General features: G+C 66.4%; 21 protein-coding genes. 5 read left to right on the top strand and 16 right to left on the bottom strand.

Going from position 1 to position 21,758, the window contains the following annotated elements; genetic code table 11:
• Window positions 1–823: 823 nt before the first annotated feature.
• Together AB1411_08175 and bioD are read left to right on the top strand one after the other, a co-directional pair.
• A complete protein-coding gene (locus AB1411_08175) occupies window positions 824–1,621 on the top strand; it encodes an SDR family oxidoreductase (protein MEW6543574.1) in 798 nt (265 codons plus the stop codon).
• Entirely contained in the window at window positions 1,615–2,361 is a 747-nt protein-coding gene (gene bioD / locus AB1411_08170; GenBank protein MEW6543573.1) for a dethiobiotin synthase, read from the top strand. Before AB1411_08175 ends, bioD begins: the two co-directional genes overlap by 7 nt.
• Here bioD and thiE read toward each other — a convergent pair.
• From thiE to AB1411_08105, 13 genes are all read right to left on the bottom strand, one after another.
• Window positions 2,342–2,989, bottom strand: coding sequence for a thiamine phosphate synthase (thiE, locus tag AB1411_08165; GenBank protein ID MEW6543572.1), 648 nt, complete (start codon window positions 2,987–2,989; stop codon window positions 2,342–2,344). The two genes, bioD and thiE, sit on opposite strands and share 20 nt — an antisense overlap.
• Window positions 2,986–4,347, bottom strand: a complete 1,362-nt coding sequence (gene accC, locus AB1411_08160) for an acetyl-CoA carboxylase biotin carboxylase subunit (GenBank protein ID MEW6543571.1) — start codon at window positions 4,345–4,347, stop codon at window positions 2,986–2,988. The genes thiE and accC overlap by 4 nt, the downstream gene beginning before the upstream one ends.
• Before the next feature lie 21 nt (window positions 4,348–4,368).
• Window positions 4,369–4,935, bottom strand: coding sequence for an acetyl-CoA carboxylase biotin carboxyl carrier protein (gene accB / locus AB1411_08155; GenBank protein MEW6543570.1), 567 nt, complete (start codon window positions 4,933–4,935; stop codon window positions 4,369–4,371).
• Window positions 4,932–5,498, bottom strand: a complete 567-nt coding sequence (gene efp / locus AB1411_08150) for an elongation factor P (GenBank protein MEW6543569.1) — start codon at window positions 5,496–5,498, stop codon at window positions 4,932–4,934. Before efp ends, accB begins: the two co-directional genes overlap by 4 nt.
• Window positions 5,499–5,533: 35 nt before the next feature.
• Window positions 5,534–5,992, bottom strand: coding sequence for a type II 3-dehydroquinate dehydratase (gene aroQ, locus AB1411_08145; protein MEW6543568.1), 459 nt, complete (start codon window positions 5,990–5,992; stop codon window positions 5,534–5,536).
• An 88-nt stretch (window positions 5,993–6,080) separates the two neighbouring features.
• Window positions 6,081–7,322 carry a bifunctional phosphopantothenoylcysteine decarboxylase/phosphopantothenate--cysteine ligase CoaBC gene (coaBC, locus tag AB1411_08140; GenBank protein ID MEW6543567.1) on the bottom strand — a complete coding sequence of 414 codons (1,242 nt, stop codon included), beginning with the start codon at window positions 7,320–7,322 and terminating at the stop codon, window positions 6,081–6,083.
• 2 nt (window positions 7,323–7,324) lie between these two features.
• Window positions 7,325–7,687, bottom strand: a complete 363-nt coding sequence (gene rpoZ / locus AB1411_08135) for a DNA-directed RNA polymerase subunit omega (GenBank protein ID MEW6543566.1) — start codon at window positions 7,685–7,687, stop codon at window positions 7,325–7,327.
• Entirely contained in the window at window positions 7,680–8,360 is a 681-nt protein-coding gene (gmk, locus tag AB1411_08130) for a guanylate kinase (protein MEW6543565.1), read from the bottom strand. Before gmk ends, rpoZ begins: the two co-directional genes overlap by 8 nt.
• Before the next feature lie 37 nt (window positions 8,361–8,397).
• Window positions 8,398–9,264, bottom strand: a complete 867-nt coding sequence (locus AB1411_08125) for a YicC/YloC family endoribonuclease (GenBank protein ID MEW6543564.1) — start codon at window positions 9,262–9,264, stop codon at window positions 8,398–8,400.
• An 8-nt stretch (window positions 9,265–9,272) separates the two neighbouring features.
• Entirely contained in the window at window positions 9,273–9,953 is a 681-nt protein-coding gene (gene nth / locus AB1411_08120) for an endonuclease III (protein ID MEW6543563.1), read from the bottom strand.
• Window positions 9,950–11,620: a GTPase HflX gene (hflX, locus tag AB1411_08115; GenBank protein MEW6543562.1), complete on the bottom strand. Its 1,671-nt coding sequence runs from the start codon at window positions 11,618–11,620 to the stop codon at window positions 9,950–9,952. Before hflX ends, nth begins: the two co-directional genes overlap by 4 nt.
• A gap of 52 nt (window positions 11,621–11,672) precedes the next feature.
• Window positions 11,673–12,737 (bottom strand): tRNA (adenosine(37)-N6)-threonylcarbamoyltransferase complex transferase subunit TsaD, encoded by a 1,065-nt coding sequence (gene tsaD, locus AB1411_08110; protein MEW6543561.1) that lies wholly within the window; start codon window positions 12,735–12,737, stop codon window positions 11,673–11,675.
• A 150-nt stretch (window positions 12,738–12,887) separates the two neighbouring features.
• Entirely contained in the window at window positions 12,888–15,314 is a 2,427-nt protein-coding gene (locus tag AB1411_08105; protein MEW6543560.1) for an ATP-dependent Clp protease ATP-binding subunit, read from the bottom strand.
• Window positions 15,315–15,646: 332 nt separating this feature from the next.
• On the opposite strand from AB1411_08105, the gene AB1411_08100 reads away from it, so the two are divergent.
• Window positions 15,647–16,501: an NAD(+)/NADH kinase gene (locus tag AB1411_08100; protein ID MEW6543559.1), complete on the top strand. Its 855-nt coding sequence runs from the start codon at window positions 15,647–15,649 to the stop codon at window positions 16,499–16,501.
• A 9-nt stretch (window positions 16,502–16,510) separates the two neighbouring features.
• Here the strand turns inward: AB1411_08100 and AB1411_08095 are convergent, their stop codons facing one another.
• Window positions 16,511–17,902: an FAD-dependent oxidoreductase gene (locus AB1411_08095; GenBank protein MEW6543558.1), complete on the bottom strand. Its 1,392-nt coding sequence runs from the start codon at window positions 17,900–17,902 to the stop codon at window positions 16,511–16,513.
• A gap of 193 nt (window positions 17,903–18,095) precedes the next feature.
• Window positions 18,096–18,413 (bottom strand): GYD domain-containing protein, encoded by a 318-nt coding sequence (locus AB1411_08090; protein MEW6543557.1) that lies wholly within the window; start codon window positions 18,411–18,413, stop codon window positions 18,096–18,098.
• Window positions 18,414–18,556: 143 nt separating this feature from the next.
• Between AB1411_08090 and AB1411_08085 the strand changes: the two genes are divergently transcribed.
• Entirely contained in the window at window positions 18,557–18,835 is a 279-nt protein-coding gene (locus AB1411_08085) for a hypothetical protein (protein MEW6543556.1), read from the top strand.
• Between the two features lie 189 nt (window positions 18,836–19,024).
• Complete coding sequence (locus tag AB1411_08080) at window positions 19,025–20,497, top strand: DegQ family serine endoprotease (protein MEW6543555.1); 1,473 nt, start codon at window positions 19,025–19,027, stop codon at window positions 20,495–20,497.
• 17 nt (window positions 20,498–20,514) lie between these two features.
• Here the strand turns inward: AB1411_08080 and AB1411_08075 are convergent, their stop codons facing one another.
• Window positions 20,515–21,633 (bottom strand): citrate synthase, encoded by a 1,119-nt coding sequence (locus tag AB1411_08075; protein ID MEW6543554.1) that lies wholly within the window; start codon window positions 21,631–21,633, stop codon window positions 20,515–20,517.
• Window positions 21,634–21,758 lie beyond the last annotated feature (125 nt).

Here is a 21,758-nt window from a genome sequence, read left to right as displayed (position 1 = left end):
ATTTGACGAGCCCCACGCCTCGGGCGAACCAGGCCGTCATCACGTCCGTGCCCAGCACCGTCCGCTGGCTGCCGGTCAGGCGGATGCGCATCTGCATCCTGGCTTCGATCCGGACCGCGTCCTGGTAGGCGCCGGCCGGCACGGTGAGGCTCTCTTTCCCGATGACGCTCACCGAGGCGTCCACGTCCACCAACTCGTCCTTGTCGTCGCCGTCCAGATCGGAGCCCAGGTTCAAGCCCTTCCGGTCGAACTGCTGGAAGGAGGAGGGGATTACCAGGGGGAATCGGACGATCTGGTACGGCACGAGCTGCTTCTCGAGCGGCGTACCCGGCTGGGAGCCGTAATAGACGATGCCGACCGCATCCCGCCGGTAGTAGCTGTCGGAGGGGCCGTGGTTGCCCGGATTCGTGTCGTGGAAGACCTTGACCGTCACGCCCTTGAAGGTCTCGACCCTCTTGACGGTGGACACGTTCACGAAGCCCTTGGTCTCGATCTTTTGGAGCGGGCCTTCGGTGACCTGTCCCCGGTACTTCCACCGGCTGCCGATCGTGTCGGGAAAGTAGGCCTCGGCCTGCGAGATCGTCTCCGGTTGGGGCTGGGCTCCGGCCGGGAAGGCCGTCGCCGCCAGGGGAACCAGAATTCCCCCCAGCGTGAGCCAGACGTGAAGCCAAACCCGATGATGCCGCATATCCCCCTTCCTGCTCGCGATGTCCGCGCCACCGTAACACAACGACTCGAAGGCCGGCAAGGGAGGAAGCCTCACCAAGTCGCCGCCTCAGGCTTGTCTTTACCGAGCGGAATTCCGATAATGCGCGACAGTTCCATGCCCAAGACCCCACGATTTTCTTCCGATGCCGAGCAGGCGCCGGCCCCCTCCCCGCCCCGTCGTCCCGCCGCCCTGGTGACCGGCGGGTCCGGCGGAATCGGCCGCGCCGTCTGCCTGACGTTCGCCCAGGCCGGCTGGAAGGTGGGGGTCCACTACCACCAACGGCGGGAGGAGGCGGAACGTACGGCGGGTCTCGTCAAGGATCGCGGCGGGGAATCCCTCCTGTGCCGTGCGGACATCCGGGACGGACGGCAGGTCGAACGGATCGTGAAGGAGTTCGTGGAACGATGGGAGCGGCTGGACGTGCTGGTCTGTAACGCGGGCCAGGCGTCCGACGCCTTGGTGCTGCGGATGAGCGCCGAGCAGTGGGCGTCGCTCATCGAGATCAACCTGACCGGAACCTTCCATTGCCTCCGCGCCGCCGGTCCCGTCATGGCGCGGCAGCGGGACGGAGCCGTGGTTGTGGTCACGTCCTTTTCGGCCTTTCAGGGGCAAGCGGGTCAGGCGGCCTATGCCGCGTCGAAAGCCGGACTCTTGGGACTGGCCAGGACCGCCGCCCGGGAGTGGGGCCGGTCGAACGTCCGGGTCAACGCGATCTGCCCCGGCTGGCAGCGAACCGAACTGGCCGGGACCTCCTTGCCGGACGATCCGGGAGCATCCGGAGTCGGCGAGCATGTCCTGGGGCGGTTGACGGATCTGGACGCCGTGGCGCAGACGGTCTTTCATCTGGCTTTGGCGCGCGACACTTCCGGACAGGTGTGGAATTGCGACAGCCGCATTCTGTGGCCATGCTGAACGCCGAGCAGAGGAAGGGCGTCTTCATCACCGGGACGGATACCGCCGTCGGGAAGACCGTCGTCACCGCCGCCCTGGCCCGGACCCTGAAAATGCGGGGACTCGGGGTCGGCGTGATGAAGCCGATTGAGACCGGCGTGAACGACGGGCTTGCGGACCGCTCGGACGGAGTCCGCCTGAAAAGGAGCGCCGGCGTCGCGGACCCGCTCGAGTTGATCAGCCCCTATCGGCTGGCTGCGCCGCTCGCCCCGCTGGCCGCGGCCAGGAGGGCTGGCGTCGCGATCGTGGTGGACCGGATCGTGGCGGCCTTCCATGAGTTGGCCAGCCGCCACGCCTTCCTGCTTGTCGAGGGGATTGGCGGCGTGCACGTGCCGATCGCACCGGGATTCGACGTGCGGGATCTGATCGCAAGGCTTGGGCTCCCCGCTGTGGTCGTCGGCCGGGCCGAGCTCGGCGGGGTGAACCATGCGCGGCTGACGATCGAAGCCTTGCGCCGGGTCCGCATTCCGGCCCTCGCGCTGTTTCTGAACCAACCGAGGCGGAGGCCCGACGAGCCGGGCGGGAGCCTCCAGACGGACTCGACCTCGGCCTTGCTCAGGGAACTCGGCGAAGTTCCGGTCGTCGGCCCGTTGGATTACGATGCGGCGGTCGGGGAGGAGTGGGAGGGAGCCCTGGCCAGGCTGGGCGAGACGGACGCGATCCGCGAGCTGGCCGACCTGGTTACCGCAGGCGCGCCGTAAAGGCCCGAACCGCCGCGGCAACGTCCGGAGCCCCCAGGACCGCAGAAATGACCGCGACCCCGTCCGCACCAGCTTGCCGCAGGTCTTCCACCGACTCCGCCATGATGCCTCCGATCGCGAAGATCGGGAGCCGGGTGAGAGGGCGAACCCGCCGCAACCCGTTGATGCCGACCACCGGTTCGTGGTCTGGCTTCGAGCCTGGCTGGAAAATCGGGCCGAACCCCAGATAGTCCGCTCCCCCCGCCGTCGCCTCCCGCACGTCTTCCGGCCGATGGGTGGAGATGCCGATGAGCTTTCCCGGCCCCATGATCTGCCTGGCTCTGGCGAGCGGCAGGTCGTCCTGTCCCAGGTGCACCCCGTCCGCGTCCACCGCCAGGGCCAGGTCGCAACGATCGTTGACCAGGAAGGTGACGCCGAGGTCCCGTGAGGCCTCGCGCAGGCTGAGCGCCTGACGGTAAACCTCGACCGGAGATGAAGTCTTGTCTCGGTACTGGAAGAGCCTGGCGCCGGCCGAGGCGGCCTCGTGCAGGACCTCCATGAGGGAGCGACCGCGAGAGGCCGACTGATCCAGAATGACGTACAGGCCGTTGAGCTGGGGCCTGTCCGGCTCGCGGGACACCGGCCTCAACCCTGGCTGCCGGCCGAATGGTTGGCGATGAACCGCTCGAGGAAACCGGTCGAGATCCGGCCCTTTTGGAACTCGGGATCGTTGAAGATGCGTCGGTGGAGCGGGATCGTCGTCTTGATCCCCTCGATGACGAATTCGTCGAGGGCGCGCCGCATCCGGGCCAGTGCCTCCTCCCTGGTCTGTCCGTGGGTGATCAGCTTGGCGATCATCGAGTCGTAATGGGGCACCACCTGGAAGTTGGATTCGACTGCCGAGTCGACCCGCACGCCGAACCCGCCTGGCGGATGATAGCGGGTCACCTGCCCAGGACAGGGGGTGAACCTCTCCGGACATTCCGCGTTGATCCGGCATTCGAAACTGTGACCCGTCATGCGGATGTCCTGCTGCCGGAAGGACAGGGACTGTCCGGCGGCGATCCGGATCTGCTCCTTGATCAGGTCGATCCCCGTGACCATTTCCGTGACCGGATGCTCGACCTGGATCCGGGCGTTGACCTCCATGAAGTAGAAGTTGTGGTCCTTGTCCAGCAAGAACTCCACCGTTCCGGCGTTGCGGTAATGGGTGGCGCGGACCGCGTCCACCGCCACCCGCCCCATCTCCCGCCGCAACCGTTCGTCCACGACCGGCGAGGGGGTCTCCTCGACCAGTTTCTGGTAGCGGCGCTGGATCGAACAGTCCCGCTCGCCGAGGAAAACCGCCCGGCCCTTCTCGTCGGCCAGCACCTGGACTTCGATGTGGCGCGGCTCCAGGAAGTACCGCTCCAGGTAGACCCCCTCGTGGCCGAAGGTGGCCTTGGCCTCCGCCTGGGCGGTCTGGAACGCCCGGACCAGCTCCTCCTCCTTGTTGACCACCCGCATCCCCCGTCCTCCCCCGCCGGCCGAGGCCTTGATGATGACGGGGAAGCCGATCTTGCGGGCCGCCTCGAGCGCGTCGTTCTCGTTCCGCAGCTCTCCCGGGCTGCCGGGCAGCACGGGCAGCCCCCGGCTGGCCATGATCTCCCGGGCTTTCGCCTTGTCCCCCACCGCCGCGATGTTCTCGGAGGTCGGGCCGACGAACTTGATCCCGATGGATTCGCAGACCTCCGCGAAGTGGGCGTTCTCGGCCAGGAACCCGTAGCCGGGGTGGATGGCGTCGGCGCCGGTGACCTCGGCGGCGCTGAGGACGTTGGGGATGTTCCGGTAGCTGAGCGCGGCGTCGGCCGGCCCCACGCAGACATGCTCGTCCGCGGCGCGGACGTGCAGGGCGTTGGCGTCCACGTCGGAGTGGATCGCGACGGTCTTGATCCCGAGCTCCTTGCAGGCCCGGATGATCCGTAACGCGATCTCCCCACGATTGGCAATGAGAATCTTTTTGAACACGGGCGGTTCCAGGGGGTTCCGTCAGGAGGCGTGGGCGGGATCGATGAGGAACAGCGGCTGCCCGTACTCGACGGGCTTGGTGCTCTCGGCCAGGATCTTGACGATCCGGCCGTCCGCCTCGGACTCGATCTCGTTCATCAGCTTCATCGCCTCCACGATGCACAGCACCTGCCCCTTCTTCACCAGGTCCCCTTCCTCGACGTAGGGATCGGCGTCCGGAGACGGGGATCGGTAGAAGGTGCCTACGATGGGAGAAGTGACGGTGACCAATCCGGCCTGGTGGCCGGCGGCCGGCAGGGCCGGGTTCTCGGGCTGGACCTCCGGCCCGACCGAGACGGTGATCTCCCGGGGCTGGGGCGCATGGGGAACGTGGCCGGCGTCCCGCCTCAGGCGGACGCGGAACCCTCCCCGCTCGAACTCCAGCTCCGCCAGGTCGTGCTGCTTCAGCAACTCGACCAGCTCGAGGATGTCCGTGCGCTCCCGGCCGGTCAGGCCGTCGGTGCCGGCGCCCGGCGGCTTGGGGACGGAGGCGGGCTTCACGGCCGGACGGCTGGCTCCGTTTCGTGGACGATTCCGGGGTCGCTTCACCGCACGCGCTCCACGTATTCCCGGGTCCTGGTGTCGATCTTGATGGTCTCGCCGACTTCCAGGTAGAGCGGAACCTTGATGACCGCGCCGGTCTCGACCACGGCCGGCTTGGTCCCGCCGGACGCCGTGTCGCCGCGCACGCCCGGCTCCGCGTCGACGACCTTCAGCTCGATGAAGATCGGCAGCTCCACCGCGATCGGCTGGTGCTCGTAAATCAGGATCTTGGCCACCATGTTCTCTTTCAAGAGGTCCGCGTTCTCGCCGAGCTGCTTCTTGTCGTACGTGAACTGCTCGAAGGTCTCGGTGTCCATGAACGTGTAGGAATCGCCGGACGCGTACAAGAACTGCATCTCACGCTCTTCCAGATCCGGCTCGTCGAACTTCTCCCCGGAACGGAACGTCTTGTCGATGACGTTGCCGGTCTTATAGTTCTTGAGCTTGGTGCGGACGAACGCCCCGCCCTTCCCGGGCTTCACGTGCTGGAACTCGACGATGTAATAGGGAGCCCCGTCGATCTTCAGCCGGACCCCGTTGCGAAAATCCGCCGTCGAAATTACGGACACTGGTTCTTCTCCTTCCGTTTCGGTGATACAAGAGGCTACCGGATGCCGGCGGCCTTGGTGGATCGTACGTGCTCGATCGCGGCTCTCAGGCCCAGCAGGTACCCGGTCGGACCGAATCCCGAAATTTGCCCCAGCGCGACTCCGGCGATGTACGAATGATGCCGGAATTCCTCTCGTTTGTAGATGTTGCTCAGGTGCACTTCCACGGTCGGAAGCCCGACCGCGGCGATCGCGTCCCGGATGGCGACGCTCGTGTGAGTGAAGCCCGCCGGGTTGATCAGGATGGCGTCGAACCGGTTCCGGGCCTCCTGGATCCAGGTGACCAGCTCTCCCTCCTGGTTGGATTGGTGGATCTCGACCCGGACCTTCTCCTCCTCGGCCAGCTTTTCGAGCGCGGCGTTGATGGCCTTCAACGACGTGTTGCCGTAGATCGCCTGCTCGCGCTGGCCGAGCAGGTTCAAGTTGGGCCCGTGGAGGACGAGGATGCGGTGCATCACGCCTTTCGTGGGAACCGTCAGCCCGAAATGAGCGGCTATTCTAACAGGCTCCTGATAGGGAGTAAATACTGGACAGGACGTTCGGTCACCCGGCGTTCGGGGTCTTGCCCCTAGGGAGAAGGCTCAGGGCGCGGACGGCGTCCAGGATGCGATCGGCCAGGGCGCGCTTGGGCATGAGGGGCAGCTCCGTGACGCGGCCGTGCCGGTCGATCAGCACGGCGGCGTTCGTGTCGGCGCCGAATCCAGACCCTTCGGCCGAGACGTCGTTGCCGACGATCAGATCCAGACCCTTGCGCGCGAGCTTGCCCTTCGCATGAGCCAGCACGTCACCGGTCTCGGCGGCGAATCCGACCAGGATCTGGCCGGTCCGGCGACGGGCCAGGACCTCCAGGATGTCGGGAGTCTGCTCCAACTCGAATCGTTGCCAGGCCAGGCTGTCCTTCTTGAGCTTGTGGGGCGCCGGCCGCTTGGGCCGAAAGTCCGCCACCGCCGCGGCCATGACGACGACGGTGGCCCAGCCCAGCCTGGCGGTCAAGGCCTTTTCCATTTCCTCGGCCGTCGTGACGGAGACGAGCTCCGCGCCGCGTGGAGTCTGAAGCGCCGTGGGGCCGCTGACGAGCACGACCTCTGCACCCCGCTCACGGGCCGCCTGGGCGATCGCGTAGCCCATCTTGCCGGAGGAGCGGTTGGAGATGAACCGGACGGGATCGAGCGCCTCCTGCGTCGGGCCGGCCGAAACCAGGACTCTCTGGCCGATCCAGTCGAACGACGGTCTGAGGACCCGTTCCAGCGCCGAGAGGATGACCGGCTCCTCCGGCAGCCGGCCTTGTCCGATCCGCCCGGAAGCGAGCGGCCCCTCCTCCGGCTCCAACACGGTCACGCCCCTCTCCCGCAGCGTGCGTACGTGGGCCTGGACCGCCGGATGCCGCCACATGTCCCCGTCCATGGCCGGCGCCAGGATCAGCGGGCCGGGAGCGTTCAGCAGAGCGGTGCTCAGCAGATCGTCCGCCAGCCCGAGGGCGCATTTGGCCAGCAGGTTGGCCGTCGCCGGTGCGACGAGCACGGCGTCGGCCTGCTCCGGCAGGGTCAGGTGGAGCATCTCCTGATGGGCGCCGAACAGATCGGTGGCGACGGGACGCCCGGACAGGACCTCGAAGGTGAGCGGGGTCACGAACTTCGTGGCCGCCTCGGTCATGACCACGGAGACGTCCGCCCCCTCCTGCACGAGCGTCCGGAGCAGTCCCACGCCCTTGTAGGCCGCGATGCTGCCGCAGACGCCGAGCAGCACCCGTTTTCCCGTGAACCGCGGTGTCGGGACGGAAGGCACGTTTACTCTTCGCTCTCCGGCTCCTCGGCCTTGGCTGAGTCGTCCACGTAGACGCTCAGCTCCTTCTTGATCTCGCGGGCGTCCTCGCTGGATTCCGTTATGGTCGCCCGTTCGACTTCACCTTCCTTGCTCCGTTTGGCTTCCTTCAGCGCCTGTCTGGCTTCCTTGCCGATCAGGAACTCGATGTGACCGTGCAGGACCTCCTCGAGGGCGATGGTGGTGGCCTTCGTGAACCGGGCCGGCGCGACCGGCTTGGCGCCCTGCATCAGGTGCTTGGCCCGCTGCGAGGCGGCGAGCACCAGTCGGTGGCGTGAATCGAACCGCTCGTGAATGTTTTCTGGCAACAGCGACAGCATGTCAATCATGGGCGCCTGCTCTCCTTTGCGTGGTGACGGATTCCGGTGGCTCCTGGGACGCCTGGCCCCGGTCCAGGAGGAAGTTCTCCTCCAGCCAGGCGATGTTGAGACGCTTGGTCCGGATGCGCTCCGCGGTGACGATGGACTCGAGCTCCTTCAGGGCCCGCTTGAGGTCGTCGTTCCTGACGATGTAGGCGTACTCCCGATAGTTCCACACCTCCTCGCGGACCTTCTGGAGCCGGCGCTGGATCTCCTCCGGCGAGTCGCCGCCGCGCTGCTGGAGCCTGGCCCGCAGGACCTCGATCGACGGCGGCAGGATGTAGATGTAGACCGCGTCCTCGAACCGCTTCTTGATCTGCATCGCCCCTTGGGCGTCGATCTCCAGCAGCACGTCGAGGCCTTGCTCCATCATGTCGGCGAGCGCCTGCCTGGGGGTGCCGTACAGGTGGCCGTACACGGGCGCCCATTCGGCGAACTCGTTCCGCTGGATCATCTCTTGAAACACCCGTTCCTCGACGAAGAAGTACTCGCGCCCGTGCACCTCGCCGGGCCGGGGCTTTCTCGTGGTGCAGGAAATCGAATGGCGGAGGCCGGGCACCTGCGAAACCAGCTCCTTGCAGAGCGTCGTCTTGCCGGCGCCGGAGGGCGCCGAGACGACGAAGAGGAGACCGCGACGATCCAAAGGTTCTTTAGGCATGAAAGAATGATCCGTCAAGAGGTTATTCGACGTTTTGCACCTGTTCCTTGAGCTTCTCCATCTCGCTCTTCAGGCGCACCACCTGGGACGAAATCTCGGCGTCGTTGGCTTTGGAGCCGATCGTATTGATCTCGCGGCCCATCTCCTGGAGAAGAAAATCCAGAGTCCGCCCGACCGGCTCCCGACTCCCGATCGCCGAGCCGAATTGGGCGAAGTGCGAGCCCAACCGGGCGAGCTCCTCGGACACGTCGCACCGGTCGGCAAACAGGGCGAGCTCCTGATGGAGCCGACCCTGATCCACCTGCCCCGGTTCGATCAGCTTCTCGACCCTGGCCTTCATCCGATCGAAGTGCTCCTGCACGACCGCCGGAGCCCGCGCCTCGATGAGTGCGACCAGGTCCCGAACCGACCCGAGGCGCCCTTTCAAGTCCCGAGCCAGGGCCTCCCCTTCCCGCCGCCGCATGGCGCCAAGGTCCTTCAACGCGCCGGCCAGGAGGCGCTTCGCGGTTCGGTACAGCGTCCGGTCCCGGGTCGGCAGGTCGGAAACGCTCACGATGTCTCGGAAGCCAGCCAGCAGGCCGACATCGATGACGCCGGGGAGGCGCAGTTCCTTCTGCAACTCGCGGAGGAGACGATAGTACTGCCTTGCGAGAGGCTGGTCAAGACTCGGCGCCTTTTCCCCTTCCCTGCCGCCGCCGAGCGAGACGGTCAGCTCGATCCGTCCGCGCTGACAGTGCTTCTGAATCTCGCGCTTGAACTCGTCCTCCAGAGGGACCAACGACTTCGGCAGGCGGGCCACGACCTCGCAAAAACGATGGTTCACCGCCCGCAGTTCCACGATCACCGATCCGCCGGCCCAGGCGGCCTCGCGTCGCCCGTATCCCGTCATGCTCCTGATCATCGTCGGCGCTTCCCCTCCCAATCGCAGTCCCGGTACACGGCGCACGCGTCGCACTGCGGCTTCCTGGCCAAGCACACGTACCGGCCGTGCAGCAGCAGCCGCTGCGATCCGTTCGTCCACGAGCCGCGCGGGACCAGCCGCTGCAGGTCCTCTTCGATCTTGTCAGGATCCTCATTGGCGGTGAACCCCAGCCTCTGCGCCACCCGCTTGACGTGGGTGTCCACGACGACGGCCGGCTGGCCGAAGCAGGCGCCCAAAATGACGTTGGCGGTCTTGCGTCCCACGCCGGGCAGCGTCACGAGCTCTTCCATGGTGCGCGGGACCTCGCCGCCGAACCGCTCGACCAGCGCCCGGCAGCATCCGAGGATGCTCCGGGCCTTGCTCTTGTAAAAGCCCGTCGTCCGGATCAAGGCCTCCAGCTCGGCCTGGTCGGCCGAGGCGTAATCGGCCGCGAGTCTGTAGCGGCGGAACAGGGCCGGGGTGACCTGGTTCACGCGCTGGTCCGTGCACTGGGCCGAGAGGATCGTGGCGATCAGCATCTCGAGGGGGCTCCGGTGGTTCAGCTCGACTCGCGGCGTCGGGATCGACCGTGCCAGGGCCGCGAGAATGCGGCCGGCCCGGCGCTTGGCCGCGGCGTCCGGTTGGCTCGCGGGGTTGCCGCTCGCACGCCGGCTCATGGGGCCACGGTCGCGCCAGCCACAGGCTGGGCGATCCCGATGCCGTGGTCCTCGCCGGCGGAAGAGGACGCCCGTACTTCGGTGATGGTCCGATCCAGCGCCGCGACCAGCGGGAGCAAGGTGGAGGGAGCCAGGGCCGAAATCCCGATGGCGCCGTGCCGGCGGCAGAGGGACTCCGCCTCCTCCGGCACGAGCCGGTCGCACTTGTTGAAGACCAGGAGTCTCGGAATTCCCCCGAGGTCCAGATCGGAGAGGATCGTCTCCACCGCGTTCATCTGCATCTCGAGGTCGCGCGAGTTGGCGTCCACCAGGTGCAGGAGCAGATCGGCGTCGCGCAGCTCCTCCAGCGTGGTGCGGAACGCGCCCACGAGCGCTTTGGGCAAGTCGCGAATGAAACCGACCGTGTCCGTGATGATCACGTCGCGATTCTGGGGGAAGCGCAGCCGGCGGCTGGAGGTATCGAGGGTCTCGAACGGGCGGTCCTGGGCCGGCACGTGGCTCTCGGTCAGCGTGTTCAGCAGGGTGGACTTGCCCGCGTTGGTGTACCCCACGATCGAAATGATGGGAAGCAGGTGGCGACACCGTCTGGCCCTCCGCTGGTCCCGGTGGCGGGCCAGGTTGGCGAGCTCCCGCTCCAGATGCGCGATACGGTCCCGCACGCGGCGCCGATCCGTCTCCAGTTTCGTTTCCCCGGGACCCCTCCCCCCGATGCCGCCCCCCAGCCTCGACAGGGCCGTGCTCCGACCAGACAGGCGGGGCAGGAGATACCGGAGCTGAGCCAGCTCGACCTGGACTTTTCCCTCCCGGCTGTGGGCCCGGCTGGCGAAGATATCCAGGATCAACTGGGTTCGGTCGATGACCTTCATCTCGGTCACTTCCGCGATGGCTCGAACCTGGGCCGGGGTGAGGTCCTGGTCGAAGATCAGCAGGTCGGCGCCCCGGTGCAGAGCCTTGATGACGACATCCTTGAGCTTCCCGCTCCCGAGCAGATACTTGGGGTGGGGTTCCTGGGTCCGTTGAGCCACGGTCTCCAGCACGGTGAGCCCATCGGACCGGACCAAGTCGGCCAGCTCCTCCAGCCGTTCTTCTTGACCAGCTTTGGATTCCCTCGAGGCGCTGACCAGGATTGCGGACTCCTGTCCGTCCTTCACCGGATGAGCGGCCCGCTCCCGGGCCAGCTCTTCCTCCAGGGCCTCCACGAACTTGTCGCACTCGAGATGAAAGGAGTGGAAGGGACGGGGCGCCAGGGTTTCGCACAGGCGGCCCTGGGGGTTGGGCGGCAACAGGTGGGCCAGGTGCAGGTCGGCCGGCAACCCCTGGGGGCCGACCCCGATCGCGGCGATCAGATCGAGACGGAGCAGGGCCAGGTCGGTCAGGTCGTCCTGGCTGAGGGGCTCGTTGTGGAGATGGGTGTGGACCAGCCGGATGCCGCGGAGCAGGCGCCGCCCGAGGCGGAAACGGGAAAGGTCGGAGATGACGAGCTCCTTCGCGTTTCCGACGATGACCTGTTCGATGGTCCCCCGTCTCGTGATCAGCAGCCCGATCTGGCAGCGAATCTCGTGAGACAGTTCCGTGCAGGCGCGAGCCAGCTCGGGGGTAATGACCCGGTCGACTGGCACACGCCGCCGGTACAGGTGCTCCAGTCTCAGGAGCTGGCTGGCTTTCAAGCCGTTCGTGTTGCCGTGGACAGTTGGAATCTGACGGTCCCCTTTCGCTCGGTCAGCAAACCGTTGCGATGGTCCCTCGCGGCTTGGCCGCCGGAGTCTCGGACAAGGGAAGCTCGGGAGCGGCTTCCAGGTCCCACGGGGCAAACCGGCCTTGCAGGCAGGCCCTTCGTCCGGCGGCGGCGATCATGGCGGCGTTGTCGGTGCAGTAGGCCAAGGGCGGGAGCGCCAGCGTGACTCCCCATGCTGCGGCCCGGTCTTCGAGTCGCGCGCGGAGCCTGGAGTTGGCGGAAACCCCACCGACCACGGCCAGGGCCTTGATCCGCAGGCGCCGCACCGCGCGGAACGCCTTTTCCACCAGCACGTCCACGATGGCTTCCTGGAATCCGGCCGCCAGGTCCGCCACCGGCCTGGGACGGCCAGCCCGGTCCAGGTCTCTGAGGCGGTACAGGAGCGAGGTCTTGAGCCCGCTGAAGCTGAAGTCCAAGGATCCGGGCGTCAAGTAGGGGCGCGGGAACCGGATCGCACCGGGATCGCCGGATTGAGCTACTCGATCAATGGCCGGCCCTCCCGGATAGCCCAATCCCAACATCTTGGCGGCCTTGTCGAACGCCTCGCCGGCCGCGTCGTCCAGCGTGCGCCCGAGCAGCTCGAGCGAGTGGTCCGGCCGGACCAGATACAGGTGCGTATGCCCGCCCGACGCGATCAGCACGACGGCGGGAGTCGGGAAATCCGGCTGCTCGATCCAGGCCGAGGCGACGTGCCCCTCCAGATGGTTGACGGCCACGAGCGGAACCTTGAGCGCGTAGGCCAGAGCCTTGCCGAAGCTCACGCCCACCAGCAGCGCCCCGGCCAGACCGGGGCCGCTGGTGACGGCCACCGCCTGCAGGTCCGTCCACCCGGCCCCGGCCCGCCTCATGGCTTCGGCTGCGATGGCCTCGACCGTCTCAACGTGCCGGCGGGCCGCCAGCTCCGGCACGATGCCTCCGTACCGTCCGTGCACGTCGTGCTGCGAAGCGAGGACGCTGGCGGCGATCCGGCCGTCCCCGAGCACGACGGCGGCGGCGGTTTCGTCGCACGAGGTCTCGAGCCCCAGGACTGTCGGGCCGGGCAGGCTCATCGGCGTGCCCCCTTCAATTGATGGCACGGAAAAATCCTGCAGAGACAGGACGACCCTCGCAGGCAGGGCCCCGCGAGGGTCGTTCGACTGCGGCAGACCGTGATCGACCGTGTCCGGGCATGCGCGGGCGGTCCGAGTGGTGCCCCGTCCTCAAACCTCCGCCAGCGCCTCCTCTTCCACGAAGGCCGGCTGGTCGTCCCGCAACACGACGCGGACCTTCCGGATGTCTTTGAAGCGGCCCTTGATCAACTCTTCCGAGAGCGGGTCGCCGATGTTCTTCTGGATCGCCCGGCGCATCGGCCTGGCCCCGTACAGCGGCTGATACCCTTCCTTGATCAGCCAGTGCTTGACGTCCTCGCCGATCTCCAACTGGACGCCGCGCTCCAGCAGACGGTCGTTCAATTCCTTGACCAGGATGTCGATGATGCGAAGGATGTGATCCTTCTCCAACTGGTGGAAGACCACGACCTCGTCGATCCGGTTCAGGAACTCCGGGCTGAAAGACCGGCGCAGCTCCGCCAGGACCTCGTCCTTGATCCGGCGGTTCTGCTCGGCCTCGGCTTGCTGGAAGCCGAGCGAGACGCCCTTCTGGATCAGCTTCGTGCCCAGGTTCGAGGTCATGATCACGACCGTGTTCTTGAAGTCCACCTTCCGGCCCAGGCTGTCGGTCAGGACCCCGTCGTCCAGGACCTGCAACAGGACGTTGAAGATGTCCGGATGGGCCTTCTCGATCTCGTCGAACAGCACCACGGAGTAGGGGCGCCGGCGCACCTTCTCGGTCAGCTGGCCGCCCTCCTCGTAGCCCACGTAGCCGGGAGGGGCTCCGAACAGGCGCGAGCTCGTGAACTTTTCCTGGTACTCGGACATGTCGATCCGCACGAGCGCATCCTCGGAGTTGAAAAGGAACTCCGCCAGCGCTCGGGCCAACTCGGTCTTGCCCACGCCGGTGGGCCCCAGGAAGATGAACGAGCCGATCGGCTTCTTGGTCTCCTTGAGCCCGGCCCGGGACCGCCGGATGGCGCGGCAGACCGCCGAGATCGCCTCTTCCTGCCCCACGATCCGCTTGTGGAGGAACTCTTCCATGTGCAGGAGCTTGTGGGACTCCTCCTCTTCCAGTTTGAAGAGCGGGATGCCCGTCATCTTGGACACGACGTAGGCCACGTCTTCCTTGGAGATGATCGGCCGGCGCTTTTCCTGGCTCTTTTTCCACTCGCGCTTGGACTCCTCCAGAAGCTTCCGCAGCCGCTCTTCTTCCTCCCGGTATTTGACGGCCTCCTCGAAGTTTTGGAGCGAAATGGCCATCTCCTTCTCGCGGGCGACCTTCTTGAGCTCCTGCTCCAGCGCCTTCAGCTCCGGCGGCAGTGCGTAGGTCTGCAGCTTGGCCCGCGACCCGGTCTCGTCGATCAGGTCGATGGCCTTGTCGGGCAGGAACCGGTCGGTGATGTACCGGTCGGAGAGCTTGACCGCCTCCGCGATGGCTTCCTCCGTGATCTCGACCCCGTGGTGCTCCTCGTACCGGTCCCGAAGGCCCTGGATGATCCGAATCGTCTCCTCGATGTTCGGCGGCTGGACGTAGATGGGCTGGAAGCGCCGCTTGAGCGCCCCGTCTTTCTCGATGTGCTTCCGGTACTCGTCCAGCGTCGTGGCTCCGATGCACTGAATCTCGCCGCGGGACAGGGCCGGCTTGAGCATGTTGGAGGCGTCGATCGAGCCCTCCGCCGCGCCGGCGCCGACGAGCGTGTGCAGCTCGTCGATGAAGATGATGATGTTTCCCGCCTGGACGATCTCCTTCATGACGACTTTGAGCCGCTCCTCGAACTGGCCGCGGTACTTGGTGCCCGCCACCAGGGAGCCGAGGTCCAGCGCAATGACGCGGCGGTTGAGGAGATTGTCCGGCACTTCGGATTGGACGATCCGCTGGGCCAGGCCTTCGACGATGGCGGTCTTCCCCACGCCCGATTCGCCGATCAGCACCGGGTTGTTCTTGGTCCGCCGGCTCAATATCTGGAGGACCCGCTCGATCTCGTCGGTGCGTCCGATCACCGGATCGAGCTGGCCGTCCTGGGCGAGCTGCGTGAGGTCCCGGCCGAATTCGTCGAGCGCCGGCGTGTTGCTCTTGCGGTCGCGCTCGCGCGGCGCGGATTTGCGCAGGAAGGTCACGGTCAGCTGGCGGGCCGTCAGCAGGTTGGCCCCCAGGCTCCGCAGGATCTTCCCGCCGATTCCCTCCTCTTCCCGCAGCAGACCGAGCAGCAGGTGCTCGCTGCCGATATGGTTGTGACCGAGCAGGCGCGCCTCCTCGACGCCGTACTCGATGACTTTTTTCACGCGCGGGCTGAACGGAATCTCTCCGAACGTCATCGTGGTGCCGCCGCTCGGCAGGTTCCGCTCGATCTCGAGCCGGATCTGCTCGGTGGACAGCCCCATCTTCTTGAGGATCATCAGGGCGATCCCGTCCGTTTCGCGGAGAATCGCCAAGACCAAGTGCTCCGTGCCCAGATAGTCGTTCTGGTGGCGTTCCGCCTCCTCTCTGGCCAGGATGATGATCTTGCGACCCTTGTCCGTGAATCGTTCGAACATCCCTCCTCCTTTTGCTCGTGACGCGTGAGAGGTCCGGCTCGCTCGGAATCCAAGAGAACTGTCGGAAAAACTGTCGTAATTCTATAGGGGGGTACTTTCGCTGTCAAGACCTGGAAGGAACGCGGATGGCGTCCAACCGTCTCTGCCCGGACGGTTTTTTCGGACGAGCGGGGACATGGTGCCCGACCGCTCCCAATGCGCGCCGTTAGGCGCCGTTCGTTGACAAGGGCCGGGGCCTCCCGATACAATCCGCCACCGTTTTTCTCTCGTCGCTGTTCCCGCCTCGCACCGTCGTTCATCGGAGCTTGCGCGGCCCCCATGCGTCGTCGTCCATGAAAACGATCGGGATCCTGACCAAACCCAAGTTCCCGGACGTCAAGCACATCCTGAAAGACCTCGTGGCGTGGCTGCGGGAGCGACGCAAGGAGGTCGTGCTCGACGGATCCACCGCCGCGCTCATCGGAGAGCCTGCGACCTTCAAGAAGACCCAGATCGCCACGCTGGCCGACATGGTCGTGGTGCTGGGAGGCGACGGGACCATGCTGAACGCCGCGCGGCTGGTCGAAGAGCGGGGGGTGCCGATTCTGGGCGTGAACATGGGGGGGTTGGGGTTTTTGACCGAGGCCAGCGTCGAGCAGCTCTACCCGGCGCTCGAGAAGGTCTTCGCGCAGGAGTTCTTGCTCGACGACCGGCTGATGCTCCGGTCCCAGCTGCACCGTCACGGGGAACACGTCGCCCAGGCGACGGTCCTCAACGACGTGGTGATCAGCAAGGGGACGTTGGCGCGGATGATCGAGGTTCAAATCGCGATCGACGGGCAGCTCGTCACCAGACTGCGGGGGGACGGACTGATCGTTTCGACGCCGACCGGCTCAACGGCCTATTCGCTGTCGGCCGGCGGTCCCATCGCGGCTCCGTCGATCCAGGCCCTGATCCTGACTCCGATCTGCCCGCACACCCTGACCCACCGTCCCCTGTTGATCCCGAGCGGCGCGTCGCTGGAGGTGACGCTGTTGAGCGAGGACGAAGGGGCGATGACGACGTTCGACGGGCAGGTGGGGGTCGCCATGACGCAGGGCGATACGGTGACGATCCGGGTCTCCGAGCACCGGACCCGCCTCATCCGATTCCCGGACCGGACCTACTACGAAGTCCTGCGGCGGAAGCTGAAGTGGGGGGACGGCTGAGGCACGGGGCTAGCGCGCCGCCGTGGCTTTGGACGTCTCGCGCCGCCGCTGGATCTGGGCGAGCATCTCCTGGTTGGAGGCGAACTTGAACTCGCCGATGCAGTCGGCCGTCGGCCCGTAGGCCTTTTCCGCTTCCTCCAGGGCCCGGAGCCCTCCGGCGTCGATGACCTGGACGCCGCGCTCCTCCAGCGTCCGGCGGAGCCGGTGCAGGAGGCCGTCGATCGCCGACCGGTCTCTGGGCGTCTGGGTTTCCAGATGGCGGCTCACGACCTCGGCGCACCATTCCCCGTCCCGCTTGGCCACGCCCACGAGCCCCTCGCTGGCCTTCCGCGCCCAGCCGGCGAGGAAGACGCCCTCGACGATCTTGCCCGAGGCCTCGTCGTAGGCCTGGAACAGGGCGTCGTCCGGCTCGTTGGTCGTGCGTGCGGGGTTCGTCAGGAACGAGCCGTTCTTGTATGGGAGCCCCAGCGATTCGTCCACCTTGTCTCCGACCGCAAACACCACGCTGTCGCACGGGAACTCGTAGAACTGCTTGAGCCCGACCGCGGAGAAGTCCTGGCCCTTCGGTTCCAGCCCGTTCTCCTCGATCTCCAGGGCGCGCACCCGGTTGTGGCCGTCGGTCAGCACGCGCCGCGGAGAGGCCAGGAACCGGAAGCCCATCCTGGTCCGGCTCTGCAGCGGCTCGCACTTCGTGAACTCGTCGAGCATGGCCTTGAGGATCTCGTCCGGGTTCTGCCCGATTGCTTCCAGCCTGGGCCGGATGCGGGCCAACTCCTTGGCCAGGGCGTCCCGGTCAATGTTCGCGCAGACGGCGCGGATCTCCTTCGGGTTGTACTTCCGCTCCGCCGGTCCGCGCCTGGCGATCGCCGTGACCTCCCCCACCTGCTTGTAGCGGATGAGCCAATGGGCGATGTCCACCATGACGTCGCCGACGCCGATGATGGCCACCCGCTCGCCCATGTCGAACGGACGCTGGGCGAATCCGGGCAGGCGGTTGAAGTGATAGACCAGGTCCTTGGCATGGTAGACCCCGACGGCCGTGTCTCCCTCCACGCCGATGGTCTTGGTGCCCTGGGCGCCGGTGGCGAACACCAGCGCGCTCGCCCCGAGGCTTCGAAGGTCGTCCAGGGTCAGGTCCTTGCCCCGACCGACCGAGACGTTCCCGAAATAATGGACGTTGGGCCGCTCGATGATTTCCCAGTAAGTCTTCCGCAGCCCGCCGCGCAGCTTCAGCTTGTTCGGGAAGATGCCGTATTCCGCCAGCCCGCCGAATTTGATGTCCCGGTTCAGGATGATCACCTCGTGGCCGGCTTTGGACATGAGGTTGGCGACGGACATCCCGGCCGGGCCGGACCCGACGACGAGGACGACATGAGACCGCTGACTGCCCGATGAGGCCATTCCGCCACTCCGTGATAGGCGCTGCCACCGCGCCAATTGTGAGCCGTTGGCGGCCCAAAAGTCCGGCGAATCTAGCATACAACTCGTTGGATTGTCAAAAGGATTGACTGGCCGGCCGGCGCGCGGACCTTCAAGTCTGGAGCCCGCTCTGCCGGTGAGACTGAACGGCCGGACGAGGGCCGATCGGGGGCGGTCAGGTCCGTTTCGACTTGCCGGACCAGACTTCCCGGAGCAATTCGCGCCACTCGCCGCGCGAGACGGCCGGCATCGTGGTGATTCTGATGTGGCCCATCGCCGAGTTCAGCACGGCCGCTTTCATGGCCGCCCGGTTGTTGGGAAATTCCAGGATGGCCACGACGTCGTAGTCGCCGAGGCAGTAGTAGGCGTCCAACAGTCGGCCCCCGAGTGATTCGATGTTCTTCTGGACCCCCTCCGACCGGGCGATCCCCTGCTGCTTCATCGTCGAAATGCCGTGCTCGGTGAATTTGACCAGACTGACATAGATGGGCATGGGGGCCTCCTTTCGGCGACTCGGTGGGATGACCGCCTTGACCGCCGGCTCGATCTTAGCCCTTTGCCCGGTGCCGGACAAGTCTCCCGATCTTGCCCCGTCCGGCCGTTGACAGGCCTGCCGGCTCGCGATATCGTTCGCTCATGACGAGGCAGTCCATCGGCTCGGCAGCAGGAGCGTCCGGCGGGGGGAACGTGGTCGTCGAGGCCTATGCCGGGTACAAGGGCGAGGAGACGCCACGCTCCTTCCTCTACGAGGGGGTCCGATACGGGGTGCGGGCGGTCGTGGCGCGCTGGTACACAGAGCGCCACAGCGTCTTCAAGGTCCTGGCCGACGACGAGCACCGCTACGTGCTGCGCCATGACCCGGACGAGTTGGTCTGGGAGCTCGTGATGCGGGAAGAGATGCGTCGTCCGCGTTGACGGTTCCCCTTCGCGCCGGAGTTTTCCTTCCCGCCTTCCGTCTCACTTGACTCTCGACCGGAAGAAATTACCTGAGATGCCGCCGGAGGCCGAGCGTCCTGCCCGCGACGGTTCGCCCGCGCCGTGAGAACCTGGGTTGCGAACGGAGGAACTTGAATAATGATGATGGTAAAAGCGTTGCATGTGAGCATGCGCCTGGGATTCCTGCTCCTGCTCGCCGGCATGGTCCATTGCTCGGAGGGTCCGGGGTCCGATGCCATCCCTGCGGCCCTGGCCGCCCCTCCAGCGGTTTCGGCCCAGCCGGCCGGCAGCGTTCCGTCCAACGAGACGTTCGTCTCCGTCGCCAAGCTGGCCCGGGCGTCGGTCGTCAACATCTCGTCGGTCCGCAAGACCCGCCTTGAATCCGAGCCGATCCCCAGCCCCTTCTTCGACGATCCCTTCTTCCGGCGCTTTTTCGGCGAGGAATTCGAGCGGCGCTTCCAGCCGCCGCGCGAGCGGCGGGAGCAGGGGATGGGTTCCGGGGTGATCGTGAGCGCGGACGGCTACATCGTGACCAACAACCACGTCGTGGACCAGGCGGACGAGATCACGGTGCTGCTGCCGGACAAGCGGAGCCTCAAGGCGAAGCTGGTGGGCACCGATCCCAAGACCGACGTGGCCGTGATCAAAGTCGAGGCCGCGGATCTCCCCACCCTCGCCTGGGGCGACTCCACCCGACTCCAGGTCGGGGAATTGGTGCTGGCGGTCGGCAACCCGTTCGGCCTGAACCAGACGGTCACGATGGGCATCATCAGCGCGGTGGGCCGCGCGAACATGGGTATCGTCGATTACGAGGACTTCATCCAGACCGACGCCGCGATCAATCCCGGCAATTCCGGCGGAGCGCTGGTGAACCTCAGGGGGGAGCTCATCGGCATCAACACCGCGATCTTCACCAGAAGCGGCGGCTACATGGGGATCGGGTTCGCCATCCCGAGCAACATGGTCAAGAACGTGATGAGCAGCCTCGTCAAGCACGGGAAGGTCGTGCGGGGCTGGATCGGGGTCTCCATCCAGGAAGTCAGTCAGGATCTGGCCAAGGAGTTCGGCGCGCCGGACACCAAGGGCGCGCTGGTGGCCGACGTCACGGAGGACAGTCCGGCGGCCAAGGCCGGACTGGAGCGCGGGGACATCATCACCGCCTACAACGGGACGGCGGTCAACGATCCGGCGCACCTGCGTTCACTGATTGCGGAGACCGCCCCCGGCGCGACCGTGACGCTCCGGGTGTGGCGCGAGAAGTCCGTCCGCGACGTGAAGATCACGATCGGCGAGCTGCCGAAGGAACTGGCCAAGGCCTCGCGCGGCCGCTCCGAGGGCGGCCGGGGTGACCATGCCCTGGCCGGCGTCACCGTGGAGACCTACGCCCCGGACCGGCCCGGACGGCAGGGCCGGTCCCGCGGCGACTCCGGCGCGGTCGTGAAGGACATCGAGCCGGGCAGCCCGGCCGAACGGGCCGGATTGCAGGCCGGGGACATCATCCGGGAGATCAACCGCAAGCCGGTCCGCTCCGCGCAGGACTTCGAGCGGCTGACGGAGCGCCTCTCCCCCAAGGCCCCGGTGCTGCTCCTCATCAGCCGCGGCAATGCCACGATCTTTCTCTCGATCAACCCGGCGGGATAGAGCCTGGAAGGCGAGCGTCAGCGGCGGTCGATGGGCACGTAGGGGCGGTTGTGCTCGCCCGCGTAGATCTGCTCGGGCCGGTAGAGCTTGTTCTCCCGCAGTTGCTCGAACCAGTGGGCCAGCCAGCCGGCGACCCGCGCCATCGCGAAGATCGGCGTGAAGAAGTCCACCTCGATGCCCATCTTCTCGTAGACGATCCCCGAGTAAAAGTCCACGTTCGGATAGGTCTTCTTCTCCCTCAACAGCTCCGTGGAAACCCGCTCCACTTCCAGCGCGACCTCATAGAGCGGAGAGGTGCCGCAGGCCTTGAACAGCCGCTCGCAGAGCCGCTGGAGGATCGTGGCCCGCGGGTCCTTGACCTTGTAGACCCGGTGTCCCAGCCCCATGATCTTCTGCTTGTTCCCGAGCTTTTCTTCCAGGTAGGGGCGCACGCGATCGGGCGTACCGATCTCCTTGAGCATCTGCACCACTTCCTCGTTGGCCCCGCCGTGCAGGGGGCCCTTCAAGGCCCCGATCGAGGAAGCCACGACCGTGTAGGGGTCGGCCAGCGTCGAGGCCGTCACCAAGCCCGTGAACGTGGAGGCGTTCATCGTGTGCTCCGCGTGCAGGATCAGGCAGACGTCCAGCGTCCGGCTGACGACCGGCTCCGGGGCTTTCTCGGTCAGCATGTAGAGGAAGTTCTCCGAGAAGCCCAGGTCGTCCCGCGGCGGAATCTGATCGTCGCCCCGGCGCAGCCGCGCACAGGCCGCGACGATCGTGGGCAGTTTGGCGACGAGCCGGACGGCGGACCAGTAATTGTTCTCCATGTCCTTCACGTTTCGGCCCGGGTAGAACATGCCCAGGGCTGCCACGGCCGCCTGGAGAGCGTCCATCGGGTGCCCGTGCTCAGGCAGGCACTTGATGAGGTCCACGAGCCGGTACTTGATCCGCCGATGGCCGGTGATGTCGCCGGTGAAACGGTCGAGCTCGGACCGGGACGGAAGCCGTCCGAAGAGCAGGAGAAAGGCCGTCTCGAGGAACGAAGACTTTTCGCAGAGCTCCTCGATCCTGATGCCCCGGTATTCCAGGACGCCCCGCTCCCCGTCCACGTCGCTGACCGAGGACTTGGCGGCCGGCACGCCCGCTAATCCTGGCATGAAGTCATGCGGCATTCCTCACACTCCTTCGTGACACGTGACGCGTTGCGAGATCGACGCGGAGACACGGCGAGGGGGCGACGCGGCGATCTCCGTGTCTCCGCGTCCCCGCGTCGTCTTGCACA

This window comes from Nitrospirota bacterium, from assembly GCA_040757595.1.
GTDB lineage: Bacteria > Nitrospirota > Nitrospiria > Nitrospirales > Nitrospiraceae > JBFLWP01.
Note: the sequence above shows the minus strand (reverse complement) of the source record. Positions and strands in the feature narration are given on the sequence as shown.

Excerpts from the sequence above, each read along its gene's own strand:
- AB1411_08175 (MEW6543574.1), top strand. The coding sequence starts at position 824 with ATGCCCAAGACCCCACGATTTTCTTCCGATGCCGAGCAGGCGCCGGCC.
- bioD (MEW6543573.1), top strand. The coding sequence starts at position 1,615 with ATGCTGAACGCCGAGCAGAGGAAGGGCGTCTTCATCACCGGGACGGAT.
- aroQ (MEW6543568.1), bottom strand. The coding sequence starts at position 5,992 with ATGCACCGCATCCTCGTCCTCCACGGGCCCAACTTGAACCTGCTCGGC.
- rpoZ (MEW6543566.1), bottom strand. The coding sequence starts at position 7,687 with ATGATTGACATGCTGTCGCTGTTGCCAGAAAACATTCACGAGCGGTTC.
- AB1411_08125 (MEW6543564.1), bottom strand. The coding sequence starts at position 9,264 with ATGACGGGATACGGGCGACGCGAGGCCGCCTGGGCCGGCGGATCGGTG.
- nth (MEW6543563.1), bottom strand. The coding sequence starts at position 9,953 with ATGAGCCGGCGTGCGAGCGGCAACCCCGCGAGCCAACCGGACGCCGCG.
- tsaD (MEW6543561.1), bottom strand. The coding sequence starts at position 12,737 with ATGAGCCTGCCCGGCCCGACAGTCCTGGGGCTCGAGACCTCGTGCGAC.
- AB1411_08105 (MEW6543560.1), bottom strand. The coding sequence starts at position 15,314 with ATGTTCGAACGATTCACGGACAAGGGTCGCAAGATCATCATCCTGGCC.
- AB1411_08100 (MEW6543559.1), top strand. The coding sequence starts at position 15,647 with ATGAAAACGATCGGGATCCTGACCAAACCCAAGTTCCCGGACGTCAAG.
- AB1411_08095 (MEW6543558.1), bottom strand. The coding sequence starts at position 17,902 with ATGGCCTCATCGGGCAGTCAGCGGTCTCATGTCGTCCTCGTCGTCGGG.
- AB1411_08090 (MEW6543557.1), bottom strand. The coding sequence starts at position 18,413 with ATGCCCATCTATGTCAGTCTGGTCAAATTCACCGAGCACGGCATTTCG.
- AB1411_08085 (MEW6543556.1), top strand. The coding sequence starts at position 18,557 with ATGACGAGGCAGTCCATCGGCTCGGCAGCAGGAGCGTCCGGCGGGGGG.
- AB1411_08080 (MEW6543555.1), top strand. The coding sequence starts at position 19,025 with ATGCGCCTGGGATTCCTGCTCCTGCTCGCCGGCATGGTCCATTGCTCG.
- AB1411_08075 (MEW6543554.1), bottom strand. The coding sequence starts at position 21,633 with ATGCCAGGATTAGCGGGCGTGCCGGCCGCCAAGTCCTCGGTCAGCGAC.